Origin of the sequence: Auritidibacter sp. NML130574 (assembly GCF_003185725.2) — a bacterium.
Taxonomy (GTDB): Bacteria; Actinomycetota; Actinomycetes; order Actinomycetales; family Micrococcaceae; genus Auritidibacter; species Auritidibacter ignavus.
This window is the reverse complement of the sequence record NZ_CP031746.1, coordinates 656,840-676,765: the sequence shown is the minus strand read 5'-3', so window position 1 is coordinate 676,765 and position 19,926 is coordinate 656,840. Positions and strand designations below refer to the sequence as shown.

The 19,926-nt window shown below is 59.2% G+C and carries 22 protein-coding genes and 4 tRNA genes; 7 read left to right on the top strand and 19 right to left on the bottom strand.

Translation table 11 applies throughout. The annotated features are described in order from the left end of the window. Positions 1–11: 11 nt before the first annotated feature. The 4 genes from DCC27_RS03145 to hisI all read right to left on the bottom strand — a co-directional run bounded on the left by DCC27_RS03145 (position 12) and on the right by hisI (position 3,080). Positions 12–296, bottom strand: a complete 285-nt coding sequence (locus DCC27_RS03145) for an HGxxPAAW family protein (RefSeq protein WP_208392072.1) — start codon at positions 294–296, stop codon at positions 12–14. A 133-nt stretch (positions 297–429) separates the two neighbouring features. Further along, complete coding sequence (locus DCC27_RS03140; RefSeq protein ID WP_110110093.1) at positions 430–1,038, bottom strand: Trp biosynthesis-associated membrane protein; 609 nt, start codon at positions 1,036–1,038, stop codon at positions 430–432. Further along, positions 1,038–2,615, bottom strand: coding sequence for an anthranilate synthase component I (locus tag DCC27_RS03135; protein ID WP_110110092.1), 1,578 nt, complete (start codon positions 2,613–2,615; stop codon positions 1,038–1,040). Before DCC27_RS03135 ends, DCC27_RS03140 begins: the two co-directional genes overlap by 1 nt. A gap of 78 nt (positions 2,616–2,693) precedes the next feature. Further along, positions 2,694–3,080, bottom strand: a complete 387-nt coding sequence (gene hisI, locus DCC27_RS03130; protein WP_110110091.1) for a phosphoribosyl-AMP cyclohydrolase — start codon at positions 3,078–3,080, stop codon at positions 2,694–2,696. A 65-nt stretch (positions 3,081–3,145) separates the two neighbouring features. On the opposite strand from hisI, the gene DCC27_RS03125 reads away from it, so the two are divergent. Beyond that, positions 3,146–3,823 (top strand): TIGR03085 family metal-binding protein, encoded by a 678-nt coding sequence (locus tag DCC27_RS03125; protein WP_110110090.1) that lies wholly within the window; start codon positions 3,146–3,148, stop codon positions 3,821–3,823. Between the two features lie 30 nt (positions 3,824–3,853). Here the strand turns inward: DCC27_RS03125 and hisF are convergent, their stop codons facing one another. From hisF to DCC27_RS03080, 9 genes are all read right to left on the bottom strand, one after another. Further along, on the bottom strand, positions 3,854–4,636 hold the full coding sequence (hisF, locus tag DCC27_RS03120) for an imidazole glycerol phosphate synthase subunit HisF (RefSeq protein ID WP_110098256.1): 783 nt from the start codon (positions 4,634–4,636) through the stop codon (positions 3,854–3,856). Positions 4,637–4,704: 68 nt separating this feature from the next. Continuing rightward, positions 4,705–5,556, bottom strand: a complete 852-nt coding sequence (hisG, locus tag DCC27_RS03115) for an ATP phosphoribosyltransferase (protein WP_110101029.1) — start codon at positions 5,554–5,556, stop codon at positions 4,705–4,707. A 36-nt stretch (positions 5,557–5,592) separates the two neighbouring features. Next, positions 5,593–5,856, bottom strand: coding sequence for a phosphoribosyl-ATP diphosphatase (locus DCC27_RS03110; protein WP_110110089.1), 264 nt, complete (start codon positions 5,854–5,856; stop codon positions 5,593–5,595). A 34-nt stretch (positions 5,857–5,890) separates the two neighbouring features. Next, on the bottom strand, positions 5,891–6,631 hold the full coding sequence (gene pnuC, locus DCC27_RS03105; RefSeq protein ID WP_110110197.1) for a nicotinamide riboside transporter PnuC: 741 nt from the start codon (positions 6,629–6,631) through the stop codon (positions 5,891–5,893). Positions 6,632–6,636: 5 nt separating this feature from the next. Then, on the bottom strand, positions 6,637–7,335 hold the full coding sequence (gene rpe / locus DCC27_RS03100; protein WP_110110088.1) for a ribulose-phosphate 3-epimerase: 699 nt from the start codon (positions 7,333–7,335) through the stop codon (positions 6,637–6,639). Between the two features lie 68 nt (positions 7,336–7,403). Further along, entirely contained in the window at positions 7,404–8,954 is a 1,551-nt protein-coding gene (locus tag DCC27_RS03095) for an RsmB/NOP family class I SAM-dependent RNA methyltransferase (RefSeq protein WP_110110087.1), read from the bottom strand. Next, the gene (gene fmt, locus DCC27_RS03090) at positions 8,951–10,006 is read right to left on the bottom strand and encodes a methionyl-tRNA formyltransferase (protein WP_110110086.1); all 1,056 of its coding nucleotides are present in this window, start codon (positions 10,004–10,006) and stop codon (positions 8,951–8,953) included. Before fmt ends, DCC27_RS03095 begins: the two co-directional genes overlap by 4 nt. A gap of 1 nt (position 10,007) precedes the next feature. After that, the gene (def, locus tag DCC27_RS03085; protein WP_110110085.1) at positions 10,008–10,637 is read right to left on the bottom strand and encodes a peptide deformylase; all 630 of its coding nucleotides are present in this window, start codon (positions 10,635–10,637) and stop codon (positions 10,008–10,010) included. A 32-nt stretch (positions 10,638–10,669) separates the two neighbouring features. After that, positions 10,670–11,518, bottom strand: coding sequence for a cytochrome (locus tag DCC27_RS03080; protein ID WP_110110084.1), 849 nt, complete (start codon positions 11,516–11,518; stop codon positions 10,670–10,672). Positions 11,519–11,815: 297 nt separating this feature from the next. Between DCC27_RS03080 and DCC27_RS03075 the strand changes: the two genes are divergently transcribed. From DCC27_RS03075 to DCC27_RS03060, 4 genes are all read left to right on the top strand, one after another. Further along, a tRNA-Gly gene (locus DCC27_RS03075) sits at positions 11,816–11,889 on the top strand. Positions 11,890–11,906: 17 nt separating this feature from the next. After that, a tRNA-Cys gene (locus DCC27_RS03070) sits at positions 11,907–11,977 on the top strand. A gap of 86 nt (positions 11,978–12,063) precedes the next feature. Next, positions 12,064–12,137: transfer RNA gene (locus DCC27_RS03065), tRNA-Val, on the top strand. A gap of 21 nt (positions 12,138–12,158) precedes the next feature. Continuing rightward, positions 12,159–12,235: transfer RNA gene (locus tag DCC27_RS03060), tRNA-Gly, on the top strand. 75 nt (positions 12,236–12,310) lie between these two features. Here DCC27_RS03060 and zapE read toward each other — a convergent pair. Further along, complete coding sequence (gene zapE / locus DCC27_RS03055; RefSeq protein WP_110110083.1) at positions 12,311–13,375, bottom strand: cell division protein ZapE; 1,065 nt, start codon at positions 13,373–13,375, stop codon at positions 12,311–12,313. Positions 13,376–13,634: 259 nt separating this feature from the next. On the opposite strand from zapE, the gene DCC27_RS03050 reads away from it, so the two are divergent. Next, the gene (locus tag DCC27_RS03050; RefSeq protein WP_110110082.1) at positions 13,635–14,543 is read left to right on the top strand and encodes a sulfurtransferase; all 909 of its coding nucleotides are present in this window, start codon (positions 13,635–13,637) and stop codon (positions 14,541–14,543) included. Between the two features lie 146 nt (positions 14,544–14,689). Beyond that, positions 14,690–15,130: a SufE family protein gene (locus DCC27_RS03045; RefSeq protein ID WP_110098245.1), complete on the top strand. Its 441-nt coding sequence runs from the start codon at positions 14,690–14,692 to the stop codon at positions 15,128–15,130. A gap of 44 nt (positions 15,131–15,174) precedes the next feature. On the opposite strand, the gene DCC27_RS03040 is transcribed toward DCC27_RS03045, so the two are convergent. From DCC27_RS03040 to DCC27_RS03020, 5 genes are all read right to left on the bottom strand, one after another. Next, complete coding sequence (locus tag DCC27_RS03040; RefSeq protein WP_110098244.1) at positions 15,175–15,909, bottom strand: GPP34 family phosphoprotein; 735 nt, start codon at positions 15,907–15,909, stop codon at positions 15,175–15,177. 6 nt (positions 15,910–15,915) lie between these two features. Beyond that, positions 15,916–16,557 carry an HIT domain-containing protein gene (locus tag DCC27_RS03035; protein WP_110098243.1) on the bottom strand — a complete coding sequence of 214 codons (642 nt, stop codon included), beginning with the start codon at positions 16,555–16,557 and terminating at the stop codon, positions 15,916–15,918. Between the two features lie 3 nt (positions 16,558–16,560). Continuing rightward, positions 16,561–18,564, bottom strand: a complete 2,004-nt coding sequence (gene thrS / locus DCC27_RS03030; RefSeq protein ID WP_208392110.1) for a threonine--tRNA ligase — start codon at positions 18,562–18,564, stop codon at positions 16,561–16,563. A gap of 123 nt (positions 18,565–18,687) precedes the next feature. Then, complete coding sequence (locus tag DCC27_RS03025; RefSeq protein ID WP_147472538.1) at positions 18,688–19,398, bottom strand: hypothetical protein; 711 nt, start codon at positions 19,396–19,398, stop codon at positions 18,688–18,690. Positions 19,399–19,416: 18 nt separating this feature from the next. Beyond that, entirely contained in the window at positions 19,417–19,911 is a 495-nt protein-coding gene (locus DCC27_RS03020) for an SgcJ/EcaC family oxidoreductase (protein WP_110101020.1), read from the bottom strand. Between the last annotated feature and the right edge of the window lie 15 nt (positions 19,912–19,926).

The window sequence follows — 19,926 nt, the reverse complement described above, 5'->3', positions numbered from 1 at the left end:
GACTGCGATCCTTAGTGGGAGCTATTGGTTTTGGAGCCACCGACTCCATAACCCATTTGACGCATCACGAAGCCAACAATCAGTCCGGCCACGGCAATGACGCCACCTACCCAGATCAACCATATCTGTCCGGCCAGTAGCGCCACAGCACCCACAACCGAACCGATCAGGACCAGCACCACCAGGGCCCATGCAGCCGGGGAGTTTCCGTGTTCAACGGGGGCGGCATGGGTGGGATCGTTGAGAATGCGACCGTGATCGTCAATGATGATCTTCTCATCGGTGGGCTGAGACATCGATGCTCCTTTATGCACTGATCAAAGATGGGTGATGATTCTCTATTCTGCCACTAATCGGAACAGATGCCATCAGCACACGTCGTTGTTTACGTCTGAGTCGGCAGTCTGGCCCGGCGCTGATGGATGCCCGTCAGGTGGGGTCCTGGCCACGGGAAAGTTCATCCCAGGCATCAATTTCAGCTGTGGGGGACGGTTGGGGCGAGGACAACCTGCCACTGGTTCCAGACTCCGGTTGCGCGGTAGTCGTGGCTTTTTCGTATTTGCGGGAACTGGACAGTGACCAATGGCGTCCGACCACCAACACAACTACCCCGAGCAGGGCCAACCCCATTCCCACGATCAAACAAATCCAACCTGCTACCGTCACCTGCACCGGGCCGGGGTCTTGAGCCAGCCCGGTGTATTCAGCCACGGCGGGTTGAATGGACCCGACGGGATCGGCAAGGACCAACCCGCAGGCCCAGGCCAGCATAGCGCCCACCAGGATCAGCAGCACACCGATCACCCAGCGTCCCACCGTGCGGACGATAGTCAGCGCGATTGCGGCGGCCAGGGCGACCAAGGCCATGGCCGTAGTCACCGGTGAGACGTCTTGACCGCTGACGGTGATCTCGGCGTCAAGCGTTTGGGGAATCTCGGTGGCACGTACCCAGATTTGAGTGGCACAGATCAAGGCCACCGCACCGAGGGCGAGCACTAGCAACACGGTATTGCGACGAGAAAAGATCTTCGCGAGCATTACTGTTCCTCATCACGGTTATCGTCTCGGTAGTGATGGAGTTGTTCAGCGGCAAGCAGGGCCCGCAATGGTGCCGAAGCTTTGGCCACGGTTTCTGCTGCTTCGGCGGCTGGGACCGAGTCGGCGACGATTCCGGCGCCGGCCTGGACGTAGGCGACCCCGTCTTTGAGCAACACGGTGCGAATGGCGATGGCCATGTCCATATTGCCGGCAAAGTCGATATAGCCGACCACACCCCCATAGGGCCCGCGAGCTTGGGGTTCCCATGCGTCGAGCAGTTGCAAGGCGCGGGGTTTAGGAGAGCCCGACAGGGTGCCAGCGGGGAAGGCAGCCGCCAGCACGTCCAGCGCGGATACGCTGGGTTCCAGGGTGCCCGAGACGTGGGAGACCAGATGCATCACATGGCTGAACCGTTCAATCTCCATGAATTGTCCGACCTGTACACTGCCGGGTCGGCAGACTTTGGACAGGTCATTGCGAGACAGGTCTACTAACATCAGGTGTTCGGAGCGTTCTTTTTCATCGGCCAAAAGTTCCTCGGCCAGTCGGTGGTCCTCGTCGAGGCTTGTGCCACGAGGTCGGGAGCCGGCGATGGGGTGGGTAACCACTTGGCCGTCATTGACGGTGACCAGCGCTTCCGGAGAGGCACCAACGAGCTGGAATTGGCCGCTACCGTCGGGACGGTCAAAGGTGTAGAGGAACATATACGGGCTGGGGTTCATGGCCCGTAGGGCACGGTAGACCTGAAGGCCCGAGACCTGGGTTTCGGTAGTAAACCGGCGCGAGACCACGATTTGGAAGACTTCGCCGTCAGCGATAGCTTCCTGTGCCTCGGCGACGGTGGCGAGAAATTCGGATTCATCCCAGGAATGTTTAACCCGTTCAAACGTGTCGACGCCCTGCCAGCCGGCTGGGGCGACACTCACCGGTTCGGCAGCGGGTGCACTGATCAGCTGAGCCATGTTCCGGACCCGCGACACGGCGTGCTGGTAGGCCTCATCGGTTCCGTGATGGAGCCCGGTGGGATCGATCGCGTTGGCCACTAAGGTCACGGTGCCATCAACGTGATCGTGGATGGCGACATCGGACATGAGGTTCATCGCCAACTCAGGTAACTGCAGATCATCGACCGGTGGATTCGGTAGGTGCTCCCAGTGCCTGACGGTTTCCCACCCGAGGTATCCCACCATGCCCGACAGTAAGTATGGCACCTCAGTGCCAAGATCGGCACGGACATCGGAGGTCAGCTGATCCAGGGTGGTGGCCAGCACGTCCAGCACGGTGCCCTGGGTGGGCAGTCCGGCCGGGGGTTGTCCTTGCCAATGGGCCTGGCCGTTGCGTTCGGTCAAGGTGGCTGAACTGGCGGCACCGATAAACGAGTACCGTGACCATACTCCGCCTTGAGCAGCAGATTCCAGCAGGAAGGTGCCCGCACGTTCTTCAGCCAAACGTTGGTAGAGCCCGACCGGTGTCACCGCGTCAGCCAACACCGTCATGGTAACTGGGATCACCCGGTGGCGCTGGGCCAGGGCATGGAACTCCTCAGGGCTGGGACTGATGACGCCCATCTCGCGCATGGGGATCTCCTTAAGGTTTAAGATCGCTTGGGTCGGGTTTCGGGGCAGGGGTGATGATCACAACGACGTGACCGGATATTAGTGTTGGATCATCGGGATTTCCCGGTCGGTAAAGCAACTGGTGGTGCCGGTGTGGCAGGCTGGTCCGGTTTGGTGAACTTTCAGGAGCACCGTATCGGCATCACAGTCCAAGGAGACGGAAACCACCTGCTGGATGTGCCCTGAGCTCTCCCCTTTGCACCAGTATTCCCCACGCGAGCGGGACCAGTACCAGGCCCGTCCGGTGGTCAGCGTCCGATGGAGTGCTTCATCGTCCATATATCCCAGCATCAACACCTGGTCGGTATCAGCGGACTGGACGATGGCCGGAATCAATCGCTGGTCATTATGCTTCAGCCGAGTGGCGAGTTCCGGGTCGAGTCCACCGGTGTGGGCGCGGTCTGGTGCGTGGTTGGGAGCATTCATGATTCTTCTAGTCTAAAACGGCTTGTCCACTATCGAGTTCACATCAGACATGCTAGGTTCCAAGTGTGACGGAAAAAGGGTCTGGTGCCCTGGCAGGGGCGGATGATTTTGTAGCGGCATCCCGCGATGCCCTGGTCTCGGCGCTCCTGGCGGCCGGACCTGATCAGCCGACACTGTGTGAGGGCTGGCGGACCCAGCATTTGGTTGCTCATTTGCACCTGCGGGAGTCATCCCCCTTGGCTGCTGGATTGCTGTTTACCCCGCTGTCGGAGAAGCTTTATGAGCGCACCATGGAGTTGGGTGACCAGTGCACGTCGGTGGCCGAGTATCATCGCCTTGTCGAACAATTTGCTCGGGGCCCGAAACCGGGACAGAAGCCCTCAACCGCGCGTAAAGTCGCCACCACGTTCCGTCGCACCTTCGCGGGAAAACGACTCGCTGAGGTTTCCAATCTCCTGGAATTCTTCGTTCACACCGAAGATATTCGACGCGCCCAAAACCGATGGGCACCACGCAAGCTCGCGCAGGACTATGCTTCGGCACTTTTTGAACAACTCAGCCACACCGCCAAGTGGCAGTATAAGAAGTCCTCGGTGGGTGTCGCCCTGGTGCGTTCCAACGGTGAGCGTATTGTGGCCAAGAATGGGTCGGAGTTTACCTACATCACCGGACCGGCCGGTGAATTGGTGATGCACGCTTTTGGTCGTACCGACCACGCTTTGGTACTGATCGACCAGGCCTAGACCTCATTCACCCTCGCACACGGAGTGAAATCACTGGCCTGAGCACCGAACCGGGAAACCGGCCTGTCGTATCTGCTCCTTGACCCGGGCAATCATTTCGTGGGGTCCGAAGTGGAAGAGCGAGGCGGCCAAGACTGCATCGGCGCCGGCCTGAACGGCCGGAGGGAAATCCTCGGGTTTACCCGCGCCACCGGAAGCAATCAGGGGCACGCTGGCATGGGGACGAACCGCCTGGATCATCTCTAGGTCAAAACCTTGCTGAGTCCCGTCGGCATCAATAGAGTTCAACAGGATTTCGCCCACCCCGCGGTCGCAGGCCTCGCGCACCCACTCCACAGCGTCGATCCCGGTGCCGCGTTGACCACCGTGGGTGGTGACCTCAAAGCCAGAGAGCACCTGCGGGTCGCTGGTTCGACGAGCATCAACCGAGAGCACAAGCACCTGGTTGCCAAACCGTTGGGCGATCTCGTTGATCAGTAGCGGACGTGTCACGGCCGCGGAGTTCACGGAGGTTTTATCGGCACCGTGCCGCAATAGCCGGTCGACATCGTCAGTACTGCGCACCCCACCTCCAACCGTGAGCGGGATAAACACCTGCTGGGCTGTTTGTTGCACCACCTCGTAAGTGGTCTCCCGGTCGGCGGTAGTCGCCGTCACGTCGAGGAACGTCATCTCATCAGCCCCAGCTGCGTTATACCGGGTGGCCAGCTCTACTGGGTCCCCGGCGTCACGCAGGTCGGTGAAATTCACTCCTTTCACCACGCGACCGTCATTGACGTCCAGGCAGGGAATAATACGGATAGCGACTGACATTGACGAAGCAGTTCCTTGTCGTAGTTCGGGGACAGCAGGGACGTGGTGCGCGTGGGGTCGGCGCCGGTCTAGAGCCGAATAGCGTGAATGGCCGAGGCCAGGATGGCCCGAGCCTTGAGCTGGTACAGCTCGTCCATGATCTTATTCATGTCCTTTTTCAACACCATGGAGCGCACCGCGACCCAGTTGTCATCGGCCAGCGAGGAGATGGTCGGCGATTCCAGGCCCGGGGTGACAGTGAGTGCCTGATTCAGATGTTCCCGACGGATGTCGTAGTCAATCATCACGTAGCGACGGGCGACCAACACGGACTTCAGACGGCGGATCAGCACATCCAGACCAGTGGGGTGTTGGCCCGTGCGAGTGATCAGGATGGCCTCGGAGTGCATAATGGGGTCACCGATGACCTCCATTCCTGCTGCTTTGAGAGTGCTACCGGTCTCGACCACGTCAGCGATCGCATCGGCCACGCCCAGAGATACTGAAGATTCCACGGCACCATCTAGGTGAACGATACGGCCAGGGGTGATCTCTAACGTATCCAGGTAGTCAGCAAGCAACCCATCGTAGCTGGTTGCAATACGTTTACCGGCCAGCTCCTGAACGTTCGTGAAGTGCCCGTGAGGTGCTGCGAACCGGAAGGTGGACTCGGCGAAACCCAAGGCCATGATCTCCTCGGCGGTATCGCTGACCTGTGCATCGACGAAAAGGTCACGGCCGGTCAATCCGATGTCCAGGCTACCGTCGGCCACATAGACGGCGATATCGCGTGGGCGGAGATAGAAGAACTCGACCTGATTGTCGTTGTCGACCATGACGAGTTCTTTACGGTCTCGACGTTGCCGGTAGCCAGCTTCGAGAAAGATGGCTTGGGCTGCTTCGGATAGGGAACCTTTATTCGGCACAGCGACGCGCAACATGGGTGTGTTTTCTCCTTGGTGTAGTCCCGAGATGACTTAGAGGTGCCGGTAGATATCCTCGAGCGTGAGGCCTTTGGCGATCATCATCACTTGAACGTGATAGAGCAACTGCGACATTTCCTCAGCGACTTCGGCATCGGTTTCATATTCTGAAGCCATCCATACCTCGGCAGCTTCTTCGACGATTTTCTTGCCGATAAAATGTACCCCCCGGTCCAGTTCAGCAACGGTGCCGGAGCCTTCTGGACGGCTGTGGGCTTTCTCAGTGAGTTCGGCAAAGAGTTCTTCGAAGGATTTCACCCCTTCAGACTACCTGGCTTTCCTCGCTTGTGAGTTAGCGCTCATCCGATGCGTCAGAATGAGACCCGGGTTGCAGAGTGGGGTCCGGCATGCGAGTTTCTATTTCGGGCTTCTCGTGGGCTCTGGCGTGGGCCCAGACAAAGAATCCTGCCAACGTAAACGCGCCGTAGAAGATGTACATCGATCCGGTGGCGTAATACCCGGCCGAAAACAGCAGTGGCACCCCGACGATATCGACCGCGACCCAGATCAGCCAGAATTCAACCCACCCTTTGGCCATTCCCCAGGTCGCTAACAGCGAGCCGACAAATGTCCAGGTGTCTGCCCAGACCGGTTCATAGGATCCCAAGAGCCTAAACAGGGGTGTGATGGCGGCGGTGCCTCCCACCAGGGCAATAATTAATCCCAGACGCACCGGCCAGGAGGCCCACTGTGGGGTAATCGCCGTGGATTCTGAGGCGTCTCGTCCTGCTTCACGTTCTTTCTTCGATCGCTGCCATTGCACCCATCCGTAGATCGACACCACGATGAACATGATTTGGCGACCGGCCTGACCGAGTAGGTTAACCGCGTCTTCCCCACCGAAAACACCTGCAAGAAAGACGGTCAGTAGCAACACATTGCCGATGATGCCCACCGGCCACGCCCACACCCGACGGACCATACCACCCAGCGCAGAGGCCAGACCGAACAGGTTCCCCACGGCCTCACGGACCAGGAGACCTCCACCGGCAACCGGGATCGTCCAGTCGAAAACGTCGATGAACCAATCCATACCAGTCAGCTCGCTGTGCTCCGCGATGGGGTCTGAGGGCATCGGTGGCCTCGGGCAGCTAGGATGCGTAGCTGATCAATGGCTTCGCTTGCATCCTCGGCCCCGTAAACCGCCGAACCAGCCACGAACGTGTCGGCGCCTGCTGCTGCCGCACGTTCAATGGTCTCCGCATTAATCCCCCCGTCGACTTGCAGGGCCACCGGTAGTTCTGCCGCACTGATCGCCTGGCGGGCCCGGCGAATTTTCGGCAGGACCATCTCGAGGAATGCTTGGCCGGAAAAGCCCGGCTCGACAGTCATCAATAACAGCATGTCGAGTTCTCCCAGCATGTCCAGGTACGGCTCTATGGGGGTGGCTGGTTTCAACGCCATCGAGGCCCGTGCACCGGTCGCACGTAACTGCTGTGCTAAGCGAATCGGGGCCGCTGAGGCTTCGGCATGAAAGGTTACTGACTCCGCGCCTGCCTCGGCGTAGGCTGGGGCCCATCGGTCGGGGTCTTCGATCATCAAGTGGATATCGAGTCCTAAATTCGTGGCCCGACGAATTGCCTGGACCACCGGCAAGCCGATGGTCAGGTTGGGAACAAAATGATTGTCCATCACGTCGACGTGCACCGCATCAGCAGTGGGTATTTTCTGCAGTTCCTCGCCGAGCCGCGCAAAGTCGGCGGAGAGAATAGAGGGATGAATCTGCGGTGTCGTCACGGTGCTCTCTCTGATGTGTCGGGTGCGGATGAGGTGAAGTGTGATGGTGGAGGCGGGAAACTCTTAGCCTAGCGAGACCCGTCAGTTTTGGTCATCACCGCAATGAACATGGCATCGGTGTGATGCAGGTGTGGCCACAGCTGGGCGGTTGCCGGTTGTCCTTCGGCGCTGGGAGTCAGAGTGGTTCGCTCCAACCGGTCGGTGGCGGCCCGCAGGACCGCTGCCGGCGTATCGACCAGTCGCAACTCGGGGTGGCGCTGGAGTAAGTCCTGGACTTGGAGCTGAGTTTCCACCTGATGGGGAGAACAGGTGACATACCCCAGGTATCCCCCCGGCGCGAGCAACTCCACGGCCACATCAGCCAGTTGCCGTTGCAACTGAGAAAGCACCGCCAAATCTTGCGTGGTGCGACGCCACCGCGACTCCGGACGGCGGCGTAGAGCACCCAGCCCCGTACAGGGTGCATCGAGCATAATGCGGTCAAAGGTTTCGGGTGCTCCGTGTTGTGCCAGTCCGTCGGTGAGTTCCCGACCGTCGTAGGTGACCAGCTCCCAGACCGAGCCTTCCACCGGTGCCAGAGCCTGGCCCACCAGGCGCGATCGATGCTCGGAGACTTCATTGGCCACCAGGTGCGCACCGGCGCGTTGGGCTTCTGCCGCCAACAGCGCGGCTTTACCGCCCGGACCGGCGCACATGTCTAACCATCGTTCGCACTCCCCGACCGGGGCAACCTCGACCAGGGCGCGGGCAGCCAATTGGGAGCCGACGTCCTGGATCCGCACAGCTCCGGTAGCCACACCGGGGATCTTGCCGGCGTCGCCACCGGAAAAAGTGGCCGCATCCGGGGCCAAGCTTGAGGGTTCCGCGCCGTGATCCAATACTGGCTGAAGTTCTCCGATTCCCGGAAGTGCCACGAGATTCACATCGGGGGCCAGATTATCGGCCTCCAAGAGTTGCACCAGCTCACCGGCGGATCGGCCGTGGGTCACCAAAGCTTGTTTCAACGCACGAACAATCCAGCGTGGGTGCCCATACCGGATGGCCAGATCATCGTCACCGTCACCGGGCGCCAACTTTTCCAGCCACTCATCGAAGGTGGCGTGCGATACCTTGCGTAGCACCGCGTTAACCAATCCGGACGGTCCGGCACCAATCTGGTCTCGCACCAGGGCCACTGTGGAGTCCAGCGCGGCGTGGGTGGGGACCCGCATATGCATAAGTTGGTGAGTTCCCAAACGCAACACGTCGAGCACTTCGGGATCAAGCTTGTCCAATTCCCGGTCCACACACTCGGCCAGAATCGCATCGTAGCTACCCTGCCAACGCAGGCTACCGTAGGTCAGCTCTGTAGCGAACCCGGCGTCACGTTTGTTCAGCCGGTTGCGCCGAATGTACTGCGGTAGCACCAAGTTTGCGTAGGCATCATCGGCCGAAACAGCACGTACCACCTGGTAAGCGGTTAGCCGCGCCGGATCTGCGGTGCGGTTGCGGTGCGAGGGCGCCTGGGAGGAATACTGCCGTTTCTTGCCCGAGGCACCACGGTTGCGAGTTCGTCCCTGCCGGTTTCGACGTTCACGACGTGGTTCAGCAGCCGAGTTGTCTTGGTATGCAGTGTTCATCGTCTCTGATCTGTCTTCCCTGTGCTGGCCACGAATAGATCGGGGGCGGTCGCGGTAGTCAGGAGTCTGACCGGTGCGTTCTGACCGCGAGCCCAATTAATGGCGGGCATCATTTTCTTCCCGGCCGGCTGGATTGCGGTAATTTCGACGCTTCCCTCCGCACAACTCAGCACGACGCGCTTGCCTCGCACGCTGAGGGTACCGGCCTGGGATGCAGTCGGCTCCTCCGGGGTGACTTGACGTGCGCCGCCGAGCTTGACTCGCACTGCTTGAGCCGTGGGGTCTTCGTCACCGCCGTCTGCCGTCGGACCGAGGTTGTCGGTGACCAGCATCCCCCAAGCGCCCGGCTCCGGGGTGGTGCCGTTAATCCGGGCGAGCACGCGCTCAGCCGGCTGGTTAGCATCAATCAAACCATCGACGCCCGAGAGCTTGGGGGCGTAACTAGAGTCCCCGGTCTGTGCTCGTGGCGTCACCGTTCCGGCCGAGATCGTCTCCACGGTGTGTGCGAGAAGCTCTCCTCCGCGTGTTGCCATGTCTTCCAGCACTGCACCTGCGGTTTGCTCCGGGTCGATGGTGTAGTTTTGTCTGGCCCACACGGCTCCGGAATCGAGCCCTTCATCGAGCTGAAATACCGTCATTCCCGTGTGGTACCGACCGTCAATCATGGCCTGTTGAACCGGGGCCGCGCCACGGTACTCGGGCAAGAGCGAAAAGTGTAGATTGATCCAGCCCAGACGAAGATGCGCCAACACGTCTGCCGGTAGCAGCGCCCCGTAGGCAACCACAACACCCAGATCGGGTTGGAGCTCATCGAGCTGGGCCAGCACAGATTCGCCGTGGACACCACTGAGCCGGTTGGCTTTGATGACCGGTAGCCGGTGGTGCGTGGCATAATCAGCCACCGGTGAAGCCGTGAGTTTCTTACGACGTCCAGTGGGGGCATCCTCACGGGTCAAAACGCCAACGATCTCCACGTCAGTGCTGATCGTAGCCCGCAGGGATTCCAGCGCGGTCACCGCGGGCTGCGGGGTGCCGGCAAACAGTATGCGCATCCTAGCCTCGTTTTCCTCCGGGGGTATGTTGCTTCAGGCTCGGGGCCAAGTGCGGGCCGGCGGAGTGACCCTCGCGCATAAACGCCGAGCCGATCTGCTCGGCCCGTTGATGCTGGGTCTGGGCAGTGTCAGCCTTGAACTGTTTGGTATTCATCGCCCGGCGCGCCTGATGCCGTTGTTCGCCTTGCAGACGATCCACAAACAGGTGACCGGTCAGATGATCGGTTTCGTGCTGAAGCATCCGCGCGAACAAGCCGTGCCCGTGGTAGGTCACGGTCTGGCCTTCGGTATTGAGTCCGGTTACTGTCGCTTCTGCGCGCCGGGGTGGCGCGTAGAACAGTCCCGGTACCGACAGGCAACCTTCCGACGGCTCGTACAATACGTCACCGCTGACCTCGAGGACAGGATTGATGACGTGACCTTGCCGACCCTCCACGTCGAAGACGAATAACGATTGGCTGACCCCGACCTGGGGGCCGGCTAACCCGACACCGTCGACCGCCTGCATCGTTTCCATCATGTCTGTGATCAAACGTCGCAGTTTGTCGGTTCCGAAACGAGCCGAATCAACCTCTCGGCAGGTAGTCTTCAGGACCGGGTCTGGTACCGTGCGTAAAGCTAAAACAGTCACCAGGCCACCTTATCCCGATCTGAGCGCACGGCCTAGCGCGCGCTCGCCGGCGGGGCAATGGGTCGTAGCGCAGGAGGAGTGTTCTCCACCACGCGGGCGTACTCCCAGGCTTGACGCAGTGACCAGAATTTGCGCCAGTGATCGGCCAGCACCTCGGGGCGGGCTTGATAGGCCACCGCTTCGGTTTCGCCCAGGGCCACCGCCAACAGCACCGCGTCATGCCCAAATTCCCAGGGCACCCAGCTACCCTGGTCGGCATCACGTAAGGATTCCTCGGCTTTCATGCCGGCGGTCAATTGCATGACCACTTTTTCATCCAGTGGCTTCACCCGCCCATCACGGGTCGTGCCTTTGGTTTTGTAATCAATCAAGCAGATCCGGCCACCAATTTCGGCCACCAGGTCCAACGTCCCGGCATAACCGACCGTGTGATTCCACACCGTGACTTCAGCGGCCAGAGCGCGGACCTGATAGTTATCCCACCACTCATCGAAGCGGTCCGCGAAAGCAGTCTCTGCGTGCTCGACCAGCAGTTGACGAGCCTGTGGCACCTGATGAGATTGACCCAGCTGTGCGCGGGCCACCTGTTCTGCATAGTAGTGCACCCGGTCACCACGTTCGGCTGCCTGGTCGCGGTACTGGCTGGCGGCCTCATTGGCGTGTCGAGCGAGCGCTTTGAGTTTGGGCCCGGAGCCAAGCGCCTGTGGCAATCGGGTATCTGTGATCAGTGCCTGGGTGGCCATATAGCTGGCCCAACCGGTCAGGTCAGCTGGCTGTTGCGCAATGACCGTGGTGATGGACGGAACTTGGGGAGCATCCCGGGTACTTCGGGCATACATACGTCCGGCAGGTGTTTGATGCGCCAACAGGGGTTGAGTCATAGTCACCATTGTCGCCGATGACCACCGACAGCTCCAGATTGAGTCGTGACGATCGCGCCCTGGTGCAGTGGTGCCCATGAGCGCTTGATCACACGACACTCACGCGTCCTTTCTCGGTCTGCCGCATCATTGCGGGCTCACGGTGGCATACGAAGGTGTCTGTTGGGGGCTAAACACCGCAGGATCCCGCTCACGACACACCGCCACTGGTGCTCGATTGGACGAATCGTGAGTTTGTGTAATAGAGTTTCAACTCGTTGGAAATCGCCCCCGGGGCTCCGGACGCGGTTTTCTGATGCGGATGTAGCTCAGCTGGCTAGAGCACCACCTTGCCAAGGTGGGGGTCGCGAGTTCGAATCTCGTCATCCGCTCGCAGAACAAGCACCCTGGTGGGGTGGCCGAGTGGTGAGGCAGCGGCCTGCAAAGCCGTCTACGCGGGTTCGACTCCCGTCCCCACCTCAGATGCTCCCCCGGACAGGGTGGTAACCCAGTAGTATAGGGAGTGTTCAAGTTCTGATACTGTGGTCGATGGCCACGGCATCTGAGCGCGATTGGCGCAGTTGGTTAGCGCGCTTCCTCGACACGGAAGAGGTCACTGGTTCGAGTCCAGTATCGCGCACTGAACCGGTGGATGGTTCATGCGGATGTAGCTCAGCTGGCTAGAGCACCACCTTGCCAAGGTGGGGGTCGCGAGTTCGAATCTCGTCATCCGCTCCAACACCAGGCTGGTCACGCGAGATCGTGACCAGCCTGCTTTTGTCTCTGCAACCCCCGCCGGTGCCGAAACCGGGTCTACTTTGCTTCGGTTTGGCCGAGCACACCTTCCCGTGCTAACGCGGTCATGCGCGAGACCGTTCGGAAATATTTCTTCAGGTACCCGCCGTTCATCATCTCCTCGGTGAACAGCTGGTCGAATGGCACACCGGAGGCGATAACCGGAACGTCCTTATCGTAGAGTCTGTCGGCCAGCACCACGAACCGCAGGGCCATCGCCTGCTCGGTAATGGTCTCCACGTCGTGGAGCACCAGCACGTCGATATCCTTGACCATTTCGCGATAACGGGAGGGATGAACCTGTGAGAGGTTTTTCATCAACGCTGCGAAATCGTCGACCGCCACGACGTGGGCTTCGGGGAAGTTCTCCTGGGCCAGGTGTTCAATCTTGTCATCCTCCACCGGGTCGGGGGCTTCTTCCAGACCGCGGTGGCGGTAGTCTTCACCGTCAATGCGGACCACTTCAAATTGAGAGGACAATACCTGAATCTCCCGTTTGAAGTCTTGGGCAGCGAAGCGTCCTTCTCCGAGTGCACCTGGCAAAGTATTGGATGTAGCCGCCAGTTTCACCCCGGCATCGGCCAGCTCACGCATCAGACGCGACATCAGCACGGTATCGCCGGGATCATCGAGTTCGAACTCGTCGATGCACACCAGTGAGTACTGTTTGAGCACCTCAACGGTTTTGCTAAAGGTTAGTGCCCCGACCAGGTTCGTGTACTCCACAAAGGTACCGAATGCTTTATGGTCGCCTCCGGCCGCATGCCACAGTGAGGCCAACAGGTGGGTTTTCCCTACACCGAAACCACCGTCAAGGTACAGGCCGGCAGGCTGGTTGTCCTTCTTCTTTTTCTTCCCAAATAAACCGAGGAACCCTCCGGAGGTGTTCGAACCGGAACCGGAGATGGACTCGGCGAATTTTTTCAGACGACTGACCGCTTCAGCCTGAGATGGATACCGATCATCAGGAATGTAAGTCTCGAACGACACCTCACCAAAGCGATAGGAGGGGTGGAATCCTGCCAGCAGTTGTTCGGCAGATACCTGGGGTTGACGTTCGGCCAAGCGGACAATCTCGGTCACGAGGAACAGGCCCTTCTGGTAGGAAACGATGATGAGAAGAAACCAGTGAAGTTTCCTGTCACGACACTACCCCGAAAACTTCTCGCCCCGATACATCTGCCAGAAGACATCCTGTTTCGTCCCGACGAGCGCACCTGCATCCTATGACTTTGTATGACGCAAACACCCCCGGGACCCTGCCATCGACCATCGTCGAAGATTAGGGTTAAACCCACACAGTGACGTGAGTCAATGACCCCAACGGAAAGGTGCAACCACGATGAGCGAGACACAAAACACTCCCCCGGTCGAGTCCAGTGAATACGCCCACCCGGAAAAATTGGTCTCCACCGCGTGGGTTGCCCAGCACAAAGATGATCCCAACGTGGTGATCTTGGAGTCCAATGAAGACACGCTGTTGTACTCCACCGGCCACATCCCTGGCGCGGTCAAAATTGACTGGCACACCGAACTTAATAACCCGGTGACTCGTGACTTCGCGTCGCCAGAACAGTTCGCCGAGGTGGTCGGTTCCAAAGGGATCGACCGCGACACCACCGTGGTGTTCTACGGCGATAAGTCCAACTGGTGGGCTGCCTACGCACTGTGGGTATTCACGCTCTTCGGTCACCCAGACACTCGGTTGATGAATGGTGGACGGGATAAGTGGATTGCCGAAGGACGCGAAATCACCCAGGAGAAGCCTGATGTCAGCGCCGTCGAGTACCCGGTTGTGGACCGCGACGATACCACCAACCGTGCGGTACAATCCCAGGTGCTCAACCATATTGGCCATCGCCCCCTGATCGATGTGCGCTCCTTCGCTGAATACACCGGAGAGACCACCCACATGGCCGGCTACCCGCAAGAAGGAACCCTGCGCGGTGGACACATTCCTACCGCGCAGTCGGTGCCGTGGGCCTCGGCAGCCCGCGAGGATGGAACCTTCAAATCGGTCGAGGAACTTCGCGAGATCTACACCCAGCAGGCTGAACTCGGTGATACCGATGATGTGATTGCCTACTGCCGTATTGGTGAGCGTTCTTCCCACACCTGGTTCGTGCTGAAGTACCTACTCGGCTACGATTCGGTGCGGAACTACGACGGCTCCTGGACAGAGTGGGGTAACTCGGTGGGTGTGCCGATTGTAGAAGGCGAAGAACCCGGCACCGACCCACGGTCGCACTAGGTCAGATTCAGAACCGGATCTGGTCTGCTCAGCCCACAGTGATGGCACCTGTTGTCGTTAGGATGACAGGTGCCATCGGCGTAGAATGGAGCGGTGCCGGTGGCCCAGATCAGCGCCGGCAGGTCCTTCGTTGCTGAAAGGGTGTTATGACCGCAACCTATCCCGCCCCGCTACAGGAGATCATCGACGATTTTCAGGCCGTTCCCGAGGCAGACCGTCTGGAATTACTTTTTGAATTCTCCGAGGAGTTGCCGGAGGTTCCGGAAAAATACGCCGGGCACGAGGACGAGATGGAACAGGTTGTAGAGTGCCAGACCCCACTATTTTTGGCGGTTGAAACCGGTAAGGGAGAAGACCCCGAGGTGACTCTGGTGATTTCCGCGCCAGCGGAGGCACCCACGACCCGCGGTTTCGCCTCAGTGGTCCTTCAGGGGATTTCCGGTTTCAAAGCCTCCGAAATTCTGGCCGTGCCCGATGATATGGCCAGCCAGCTGGGTCTGACTAAGGCACTCACACCCTTGCGTTTGCGTGGCATGAGCGCGCTCTTGGGTCGCATCAAGCGTAATATCACCGAACAGCTCACCTAAAAGCCAACCTTGGTCTCCTCACGGTCTGTGGCAGTTGGTGCTTCTTAGTCCTTGCCACGCAAGTCACGGGTGCCGGGCAAACCGGAGGCCCCGCCACGGGTTGCCGTGAGGTGTTCTGCCAGGACATTTTCGGTAGCTTGCAACACCTCGGCAACAGATTCAGTCACGGAGGTCTGCGTCATGCCCGGGCGGGTATACAGCACGCGCGAGACCGTATCGGCGCTGAAGTTCGGGAAGACCTGGTCTAAGATGCCGGTCATGTTCATCAGCGCCAGCACCGGCCAGGTGGTGAGATCCACAGGCTCATTTTCAAATAACGCTCCGCGAAGCACCGTCACAATGTCGACGTTCTCGAACGCACCCCACTTCCGGTACCGGGTGCAGGGCCAAATGCCCAATATTTTTTTGTTGAGCTCTTCGACCATCTGCCGTTCTTCGAGCTGAGCCAACACCGCATCGAACAGCGCGGTACGACCGAACCGGTAGATCCACTGTTCGGCGTCCTGATTCTCAGGGGAATCCTCTAGGACCTGGGATATTCGCGCCAGCGGCGTGTCACTTCCAGAAAACTCTTCTGATTGGATGACCAGGTCCTGCGTGACAGTCAGCAGGCCACGGCGGGTAAGGTCCGCTAATTCAGCTCCGGCCAAGGCCAACGACACCATGTTTTTGGAAGCCAACAATTTTCCACGATCATCGATGCATAACAGCAAGAACATCTCGCCCAGGCTCAGGGGGTTCTGCGTGGATTCGTCCTCGGCAGGGGTGTAAGTAGTCATAGCGCCTCATTGTGAACGGTCAGCGGCATCGGTCTGGTGACCGGACTGCGACTGGTGGTGGTCAAATTCTTGGGTCGCCTCCGGCCAATCCTCGGCGATGAGCTCGCGCATTTCTGCCAGAGTCTGCGTCAGTGCTTTAGTCTGGGCGATAATGGGCATAAAGTTCCCGTCTCCGCCAAACCGCGGGACAATGTGCTGATGCAGGTGGGCCGCAATCCCGGCACCGCCGACCTTGCCCTGGTTCATCCCCAGGTTATACCCCTGGGCTCGTGAAACCCGTCGGAGCACGACCATGCCAATCTGGCTGAGACGTCCGAATTCGGCAGTCTCTTCGATGGTTAGGTCCGTGTAGTCAGGAACATGACGGTACGGACACACCAACAGGTGCCCGGGGTTATAGGGATAGAGGTTCATCAACACATAACAATGCTCACCCCGGGTGACAATCAAGGAGTCCTCATCGCTACGTGAGGGGCCAGCACAGAACGGACAGCTTGCTTCATCCTTGACTTGTCCCTGGCCACGCTTGACGTAGGCCATCCGGTGTGGGGTCCACAACCGATCGAGCCGGTCCGGGGTTCCCGGCAGCTCAAAGCCATCGGTCACCTCGGCGTCTTCTGGGTGAGGAGTCTGTTGGTTATCCGTCATGATTTAAACCTGCTCTTTAGTCTCCACCGCCTGCACAATGCGTTCAATGGCTTGATCGATCGGCACCCCGTTGTCCTGGGAACCGTCCCGATACCGGAAGGAGACCGCACCGGCTTCTTGGTCTTCTCCCCCGGCAATCAGCACGAAGGGAACTTTCTGCTTCGAGGCGGTGCGGATCTTCTTCGGGAATCGGTCGGTGGAATCATCCAATCGCACCCGAATACCGCGCTCGCGCAACCGTTGCACAATGGTGTCCAAGTAGTCATTGAATGCCTCCGCAACCGGGATGGCAATGACTTGTTCGGGAGCTAACCAGACGGGGAAAGCACCCGCGTAGTGTTCGGTGAGCACGCCAAGGAAGCGTTCAATCGAGCCGAACAGCGCGCGGTGGATCATCACCGGACGCTGCCGGGTGCCGTCGGCTGCCTGGTATTCCAGGTCGAAACGTTCCGGCAGATTGAAATCCAGCTGGATGGTCGACATCTGCCAGGTGCGTCCGATGGCATCGCGAGCCTGGACGGAGACCTTCGGTCCATAGAAGGCAGCCCCACCCGGATCGTCAACCAGTTCCAGACCGGAGTCGGTGGCCACTTCGGCCAGGGTGCGGGTGGCTTCTTCCCAAATCTCGTCCGATCCCACGAACTTCTCGGGGTCCTTAGTCGACAGTTCCAAATAGAAGTCGTCGAGCCCGTAGTCCTTCAGCAAGTCCAGCACAAACTTCAGGGTATTGGACAGCTCGTCTTTCATCTGTTCGCGGGTGCAGTAGATGTGCGCGTCATCCTGTGTCATCCCGCGCACGCGGGTCAGACCGTGCACGACACCGGATTTCTCATAGCGATAGACCGACCCGAACTCAAATAACCGCAACGGCAGTTCACGATAGGACCGGCCACGAGAGGCAAAGATCAAGTTGTGCATCGGGCAGTTCATCGGCTTCAGGTAGTAGTTTTGGCCCTGGCGAGTGACGTCGCCGGTCTCTGGGTCCCGCTCTTCATCGACATGCATCGGCGGGAACATCCCCTCGGCATACCAGTCCAGGTGGCCGGACACTTCATACAGGTGCTGTTTGGTGATATGCGGGGTATAGACGAACTCGTAGCCGGCTTCTTCGTGGCGGGTCCGAGAATAGTCTTCCATTTCCTTACGAATAATTCCGCCCTTGGGGTGGAAGACCGGAAGACCGGAACCGAGCTCATCGGGGAAAGAGAACAGGTCTAGTTCGGCACCGAGTTTACGATGGTCACGACGCTCGGCTTCAGCCACGCGTTCCTGGTAGGCTTTCAGATCCTGTTTGGTCGGCCAAGCGGTACCGTAGATGCGTTGTAGCTGCTTATTCTTCTCATTCCCCAGCCAGTACGCGCCAGCGGCGCGGGTCAGGGCGAAAGCATTGGAGATCAGCTTGGTGGTCGGCACATGCGGTCCACGGCAGAGATCTTTCCAGACGGTTTCACCATGGTGATCGATGTTGTCGTAGATGGTGATTTCGCCGGCGCCAATCTCTACTGAGGCGCCTTCGCCGGTGGTATCGGCTTCGTGCTGTTTGTCGAGCAACTGGAGTTTATAGGGCTCGTGAGCCAGCTCTTCGCGGGCTTGCGCTTCGGTGACTTCACGGCGACGGAAATGCTGAGTCTGGTTGACAATTTTCAGCATTTTCTTTTCCAGAGCCTTCAGGTTTTCTGGGGTAAAAGGTTCCTCGACGTCAAAATCGTAGTAGAACCCGTCGGTAATGTAGGGGCCAATACCCAGCTTTGCATTGGGATACAGCTCTTGAACGGCCTGGGCCAGCACGTGTGCGGTCGAGTGACGCAATACCTCGAGACCTTCAGGGTCGGTGATGTCCACAGCCACCACGTCGGCACCATCGGGAATGGTGCGGGACAGGTCCTGCAATGCGCCATTGACTTTCATGACCACCGTGGTTTTTTGATCGACGAAGAGTTCGGTACCGGTTGTCTCTGCGCCCACCGCACGTTGTTCGCCATCAACGGTGATCGTGATTTGGTTCATTTCGGCCACAGGCCTGTTCCTCCTTGATGTCAGGTTGAGCTTTTGATGGCATACGGGACCACCAAACAACCACAGCACATTCTACGCCTGACCCCGGGTTCTCCCCTATTTCGCTGAGTGTTGTCAGTCATGGGCGAGGTCAATCACCACGCGACTGGGATTTTCGAGAACCTGCACGCGGTACTGACGTTGTTGGTCCACGCCAATGTAATAGGTCGAGGTGGCCTCCCAGGGTAAGTAGGTCACCACATCTTGGGCCACTTGGGCATCCAGGGAGGTCACCCGATGCCCGTTCTGTAGCGCCTGGGCTTCGTCAACCTGATCGTGGGAGGCCATGCCGGTGAGATTGATTTCTAAATAGGTGCCGGAAGACTCCTCGGCTCCCGGAATGGGTTCCCCAATACCTGGAGCCAGTGGGTGATCGGTGTATTCAGCCCGATAGGCCGGTGTTCCGCTCCCGGCGTGGTCGATGACAATGCGGTCATACCCCTCGTGGACCGCTGACCGCACACCGGTGGCATACAGGCCGTCACCCTGGGAAGAGTCCGGGAATCCCTCAGATTCCTGAACACCGGAGCTCAGCGGTGGCTGATCCCCTGACGTGTCCTGGTCGGTTGCTGACGGACTGTTGCTGTCAGTCAGCGTTTTCTCGCCCGGCTTTAACGTGTTTGATGGCCTGTCCATAACCGTCTGTGACGGACTCGGAGTTGAGGCAGTGGTGGCTGATTCTGGGCTCGCGGGCTCCTCCGGCTCCTGGGAATCGTTCGAGCAGCCTGCCAAGGTCACCGTCAGCATTAGTCCGGCGGTCAAGACCAGCCATGAAGTCTTCATCATAAGACAACAGTATTCCCGTTAGAGCCCAGTAGGGCCGGCATCGACACAAGCTGCGAGACCATGAGTGGTGAGATCAGTCTGGTGCGCGGAGACGATACGCCAGTGTGCTCCACCGGTGGTCGCTGACTCCGGTGAGGAATGCGTTGTTCGGGCGAGGACGAAACTCATGATCATGCGACGGGGGTGATCAGCCGGTACTGTGCGATCGTGGTGTCCGGTCATGGTGACGCGGGCCTGGACCATGGCGTGGCGGTCGCCCAGCATGCGTAGTTCGACCCGGCCGACGATGATGCTTGCCGCCCGCAGGGGGCCCTGAAAGTCTTCCGCGTGAGCTCGCTGAATCTCGTCGTGGCCTGTCCACCACAATCCGGTGTCACTAACGAATGAGGCGTCAGCAACAAACAGTTTGGCTAAGTGGTGGTCGTCGTGTTGATTCCAGGCCTGCTGGAATGCGTAGACGATGTTTTTGGGAGCAGCCAGGCTAATGGGTTGATCTGGTGTGCTCAGGTACATGGTGGTCCCTTCGTT

Coding starts and splice junctions, on each gene's coding strand:
- DCC27_RS03050 (WP_110110082.1), top strand. CDS start 13,635: ATGAGCGAGACACAAAACACTCCCCCGGTCGAGTCCAGTGAATACGCC.
- DCC27_RS03025 (WP_147472538.1), bottom strand. CDS start 19,398: ATGATGAAGACTTCATGGCTGGTCTTGACCGCCGGACTAATGCTGACG.
- hisI (WP_110110091.1), bottom strand. CDS start 3,080: ATGAATGCTCCCAACCACGCACCAGACCGCGCCCACACCGGTGGACTC.
- DCC27_RS03040 (WP_110098244.1), bottom strand. CDS start 15,909: ATGACTACTTACACCCCTGCCGAGGACGAATCCACGCAGAACCCCCTG.
- fmt (WP_110110086.1), bottom strand. CDS start 10,006: ATGCGCATACTGTTTGCCGGCACCCCGCAGCCCGCGGTGACCGCGCTG.
- DCC27_RS03080 (WP_110110084.1), bottom strand. CDS start 11,518: ATGACTCAACCCCTGTTGGCGCATCAAACACCTGCCGGACGTATGTAT.
- DCC27_RS03045 (WP_110098245.1), top strand. CDS start 14,690: ATGACCGCAACCTATCCCGCCCCGCTACAGGAGATCATCGACGATTTT.
- hisF (WP_110098256.1), bottom strand. CDS start 4,636: ATGTCAGTCGCTATCCGTATTATTCCCTGCCTGGACGTCAATGACGGT.
- DCC27_RS03095 (WP_110110087.1), bottom strand. CDS start 8,954: ATGAACACTGCATACCAAGACAACTCGGCTGCTGAACCACGTCGTGAA.
- thrS (WP_208392110.1), bottom strand. CDS start 18,564: ATGAACCAAATCACGATCACCGTTGATGGCGAACAACGTGCGGTGGGC.
- DCC27_RS03145 (WP_208392072.1), bottom strand. CDS start 296: ATGTCTCAGCCCACCGATGAGAAGATCATCATTGACGATCACGGTCGC.
- DCC27_RS03135 (WP_110110092.1), bottom strand. CDS start 2,615: ATGCGCGAGATGGGCGTCATCAGTCCCAGCCCTGAGGAGTTCCATGCC.
- DCC27_RS03035 (WP_110098243.1), bottom strand. CDS start 16,557: ATGACGGATAACCAACAGACTCCTCACCCAGAAGACGCCGAGGTGACC.
- DCC27_RS03140 (WP_110110093.1), bottom strand. CDS start 1,038: ATGCTCGCGAAGATCTTTTCTCGTCGCAATACCGTGTTGCTAGTGCTC.
- pnuC (WP_110110197.1), bottom strand. CDS start 6,631: ATGGATTGGTTCATCGACGTTTTCGACTGGACGATCCCGGTTGCCGGT.
- DCC27_RS03020 (WP_110101020.1), bottom strand. CDS start 19,911: ATGTACCTGAGCACACCAGATCAACCCATTAGCCTGGCTGCTCCCAAA.
- hisG (WP_110101029.1), bottom strand. CDS start 5,556: ATGTTGCGCGTCGCTGTGCCGAATAAAGGTTCCCTATCCGAAGCAGCC.